General features: G+C 71.7%; 1 protein-coding gene. It reads left to right on the forward strand.

The window, feature by feature from the left end:
* A partial coding sequence (locus ACIGWZ_RS39350; RefSeq protein ID WP_400072858.1) for an SDR family NAD(P)-dependent oxidoreductase occupies positions 1 to 4,375 on the forward strand: 4,375 nt, incomplete at both ends.

Genomic DNA, 4,375 nt, shown 5'->3' on the forward strand with positions numbered 1-4,375 from the left:
TCATCCTCCCCGGCACCGCACACCTCGACCTCGCCCTCCACGCCGCCCACCACACCAACCACACCCACATCGAAGAACTCACCCTCGAAACACCCGTCGTACTGCCCGAGCGCGGCGGCCTCCAGCTTCAGGTGGCGGTGGACCCGGCGGACGAGAACGGACGCCGATCGCTGAACGTCCACACCCGCCCGGTGGACGGCACCGGCGACGACACCTGGACCCGGCACGCCACCGGTGTCCTCAGCGTCCAGGCGGCGCCCGTCTCCGATGTTCCGGGCCCCTGGCTGCCGTCCGGCGCGACACCGATCGACGTCGCCGCCTTCTACACTCGGGCCGCCGATCGCGGCTACCACTACGGCCCCGCCTTCCAGGGCCTGACCGCCGCCTGGCAACACGGCGACGACGTCTACGCGGAGATCGCGCTGCCGCCGGGCGTCAGCGGCGACGGCTTCGGCATCCACCCGGCGCTCTTCGACGCCGCGCTGCACACGGTCATCATCTCCGGCGCCGGAGGAGCGGACGATCGTGTCCGGCTGCCCTTCTCCTGGGCGGACGTCACCTCGCACGCCGTCGATGAGCTCCCTGCCGCGCTGCGCGTCCGTCTGCGGCGCACGTCCGCCGACGCGTTCACCCTCCGGCTGTCCGGCACCGACGACGCCCCGATCGCCACGGTCGGCGCGATCGCGGTACGCGCCGTGGACCCGGCTCAGTTGCGCGCCGCGTCCGCCGACGACCTGCTCTACGAGGTGAGCTGGCACCCTCTGCTGCCCTCTGCCACTTCGGCTCCGGCTCCGGCTCCGGCTCCGGCTTCAGCTGATGACAGCGTCGGCGATCGGGTGTACCTCGGCGCGGACGACGCCGACGGCTTCGCGGATCTGGACGCCGTCAGCGCGTCCATCGCCGCCGGAGGGTCCGTCCCCCAGGCGATCGTCGCGCGTGCCGTCGGCGCGGACGCCGTCTCCCCCGCCGTCGCCGTTCACCTCCTGTCCCATGACGTCCTCGGTCTCGTCCAGCGCTTCCTGGCCGAGGACGCGTTCCACGGCAGCCGCCTCGTCGTCACCACGTGTGGCGCGGTCAGCACCGGTACGTCCGACCCGCTCACCGACCTCCCGGCGGCAGCCGTATGGGGTCTGGTCCGGACGGCCCAGTCCGAGCACCCCGACCGCATCGTCCTCGTCGACCTCGACGACACCGAGACATCCCGGGAAGCACTCGCCTCACTTCCCCTCCACGAACCACAACTCGCCCTGCGCGAAGGCCAACCGCTCGTACCGCGGCTGACGAAAGCCGACCAACCCGAAACGCCTGCCCTCCCGGCGCAGTTCAACGGCACGGTCCTGATCACCGGCGGCACCGGAACCCTCGGCGCACTCACCGCCCGCCACCTCGCCGACCACCACGGCGCACAACACCTGCTGCTGGTCAGCCGCAGCGGACCCGATGCCCCCGGTGCCCCCGAACTCGAAGCCGAACTCACCGCACACGGCGCCGACGTCACCATCACCGCCTGCGACACCAGCGACCGCCAGGCCCTCGCCGACCTCCTCGACACCATCCCCGCCGAGCACCCCCTCACCGCCGTCATCCACACCGCCGGCGCCCTCGACGACGCCACCATCACCACCCTCACTCCCGAGCAGGTCGACACCGCCCTACGCCCCAAAGCCGACGCCGCCTGGCACCTCCACGAACTCACCCGCCACCACGACCTCACCGCCTTCGTCCTCTACTCCTCCGTAGCGGGCGCACTGGGCAACGCCGGGCAGGCCGGTTACGCCGCCGCCAACACCTTCCTCGACGCCCTCGCCACCCACCGCCACACCCAAGGACTCCCCGCCACCTCACTCGCCTGGGGCCACTGGGCCCAAACCAGCGGCCTCACCAGCCACCTCACCGACGGCGACCTCGCCCGCATGAACCGCACCGGGATCATGCCGCTGCCCACCCAGGACGCCCTCACCCTCCTCGACAACGCCTTGACCGACGGACGACCCGCGCTGATACCCGTACGGCTCAACCGGCCGGCGCTGCGCAGCCACGCGCTAGCGGGCACACTGCCCGCGATCCTCACCGGACTCGTCCCCCGCCACCTGCGGCAGTCGTCCAAGCGGGCCACGGGCAGCACCGAGCTGCGCGCCCGACTGGCGCGGCTGTCGGAGACCGAGGGGTACAAGTCGCTGCTCGACCTCGTCCGCACCCATGTCGCCACCGTCCTGAGCCATTCGAGCCCCGAGGCGGTGGACGCCGACCGGGCATTCCAGGACCTCGGGTTCGACTCCCTGACGGCGGTCGAACTCCGCAACCGCCTCACCGCGGCCACGGGCCTCCGGCTGTCCGCGACACTCGTCTTCGACCACCCCACACCAGCGGCGCTCGCACGCCACCTGCAGGGAGAATTCCGCGGATCCGCGGCCAGTACCGGCAGCCCCGCCGCCGCCCCGGCGCACAACCCCGACGAGCCCATCGCCATCGTGGCCATGGCCTGCCGCTACCCGGGCGGCGTGAACTCCCCCGAAGCGTTCTGGGAACAGCTCGCCGAGGGCCGGGACGCGATCTCCGGGCTCCCGACCGACCGCGGCTGGGACATCGAGACGCTGTACGACCCCGACCCGGACCGGCTCGGCAAGATCTATGTACGGGAGGGCGGGTTCCTCCACGACGCTGCCGAGTTCGACGCGGAGTTCTTCGGCATCTCGCCGCGCGAGGCCCTGGCCATCGACCCGCAGCAGCGGCTGCTGCTGGAGGTCGGCTGGGAGCTCCTGGAACGGGCCGGCATCGACCCCGGATCGCTGCGCGGCAGCAGCACGGGCGTCTTCACCGGTGTCATGTACGGCGGCGAATACGCGGCACGGCTCCAGCAGACCCCCACCGAACTCGAGGGCTACCTCAGCAGCGGCAGCGCGGGCAGCGTCGCCTCGGGCCGGATCGCCTACACGCTGGGCCTGGAGGGCCCGGCGGTCACGGTCGACACGGCGTGCTCGTCCTCGCTGGTCGCCATGCATCTGGCGGCGCAGGCGCTGCACAACGGCGAGTGCACGATGGCGCTGGCCGGCGGCGTGACCGTCATGGCGACCCCATCGACCTTCGTGGAGTTCTCGCGGCAGCGCGGCCTGGCACCGGACGGACGGAGCAAGTCCTTCGCCGCCGGGGCGGATGGCACGGGCTTCTCCGAAGGCGTCGGACTGGTGTTTCTGGAGCGGCTGTCGGACGCCGAGCGCAACGGGCACCAGGTGCTTGCCGTGCTGCGTGGTTCCGCGGTCAACCAGGACGGGGCCAGCAACGGTCTGACGGCACCGAACGGCCCGTCGCAGCAGCGGGTCATCCGGGCGGCGCTGGCCAACGCCCGGTTGGACGCCACCGATGTCGACGCGGTAGAGGCGCACGGCACGGGGACGACGCTCGGTGACCCGATCGAGGCGCAGGCACTGCTGGCCACCTATGGCCAGGACCGGCCCGACGAACGGCCGTTGTGGCTCGGGTCGGTGAAATCCAACATCGGCCACACGCAGGCGGCGGCCGGTGTCGCCGGTGTCATCAAGATGGTCATGGCCATGCGGCACGGGCTGCTTCCGCAGACGTTGCACGTCGACGCGCCGACACCGCACGTGGACTGGGAGGCGGGCGCGATCAGCCTGCTCACCGAATCGACGCCGTGGCCCGAGGTTGAGCGGCCGCGCCGGGCGGGCGTCTCCTCCTTCGGTATCTCCGGGACGAACGCCCACGTCATCCTCGAGGCGCCTGCCGATGCTGAGCCGGTGGCCGAGGAGACCGTGGAGCCGGACACCAACCCGGTGTTCGCCTGGCCCATCTCCGCCAAAACGGACGAGGCGCTGGCAGCCCAGGCCGTACGACTGCTGACCCACGTCGCCGAGCGGCCGGAGCTCGAACCCGCCGACGTCGGGCACTCCCTCGCCACCACCCGCACCCACCACAACCACCGCGCCGTCGCCATCGGCACCGGACGCGACGAACTCACCGCGGCGCTGGAGGCGTTGGCCCGGGGCGAGGAGCACTCCGGTCTGGTCAAGGGCACGGCGGCGTCCGGCGGTGGGAAGACGGTGTTCCTCTTCCCCGGCCAGGGCTCGCAATACCCCGGCATGGCCGCCGACCTCATGACCAGCTCCACCGTCTTCCGCAACCACATCGAAGCGTGCGAGACAGCACTGTCCCGCCACACCGACTGGTCACTGACCCAAGTCCTCACCCAGCACCCCGACGCACCCGGACTCGACCGCGTCGACATCGTCCAACCCGCACTCTTCGCCGTCCTCACCGGCCTCGCCGAACTGTGGAAAGCCCACGGCATCCACCCCGACGCCGTCCTGGGCCACTCCCAAGGCGAAATCGCCGCCGCCTACACCGCCGGCGCCCTCAC

Origin of the sequence: Streptomyces sp. NPDC053427, assembly GCF_044544985.1 — a bacterium.
Lineage (GTDB): Bacteria > Actinomycetota > Actinomycetes > Streptomycetales > Streptomycetaceae > Streptomyces.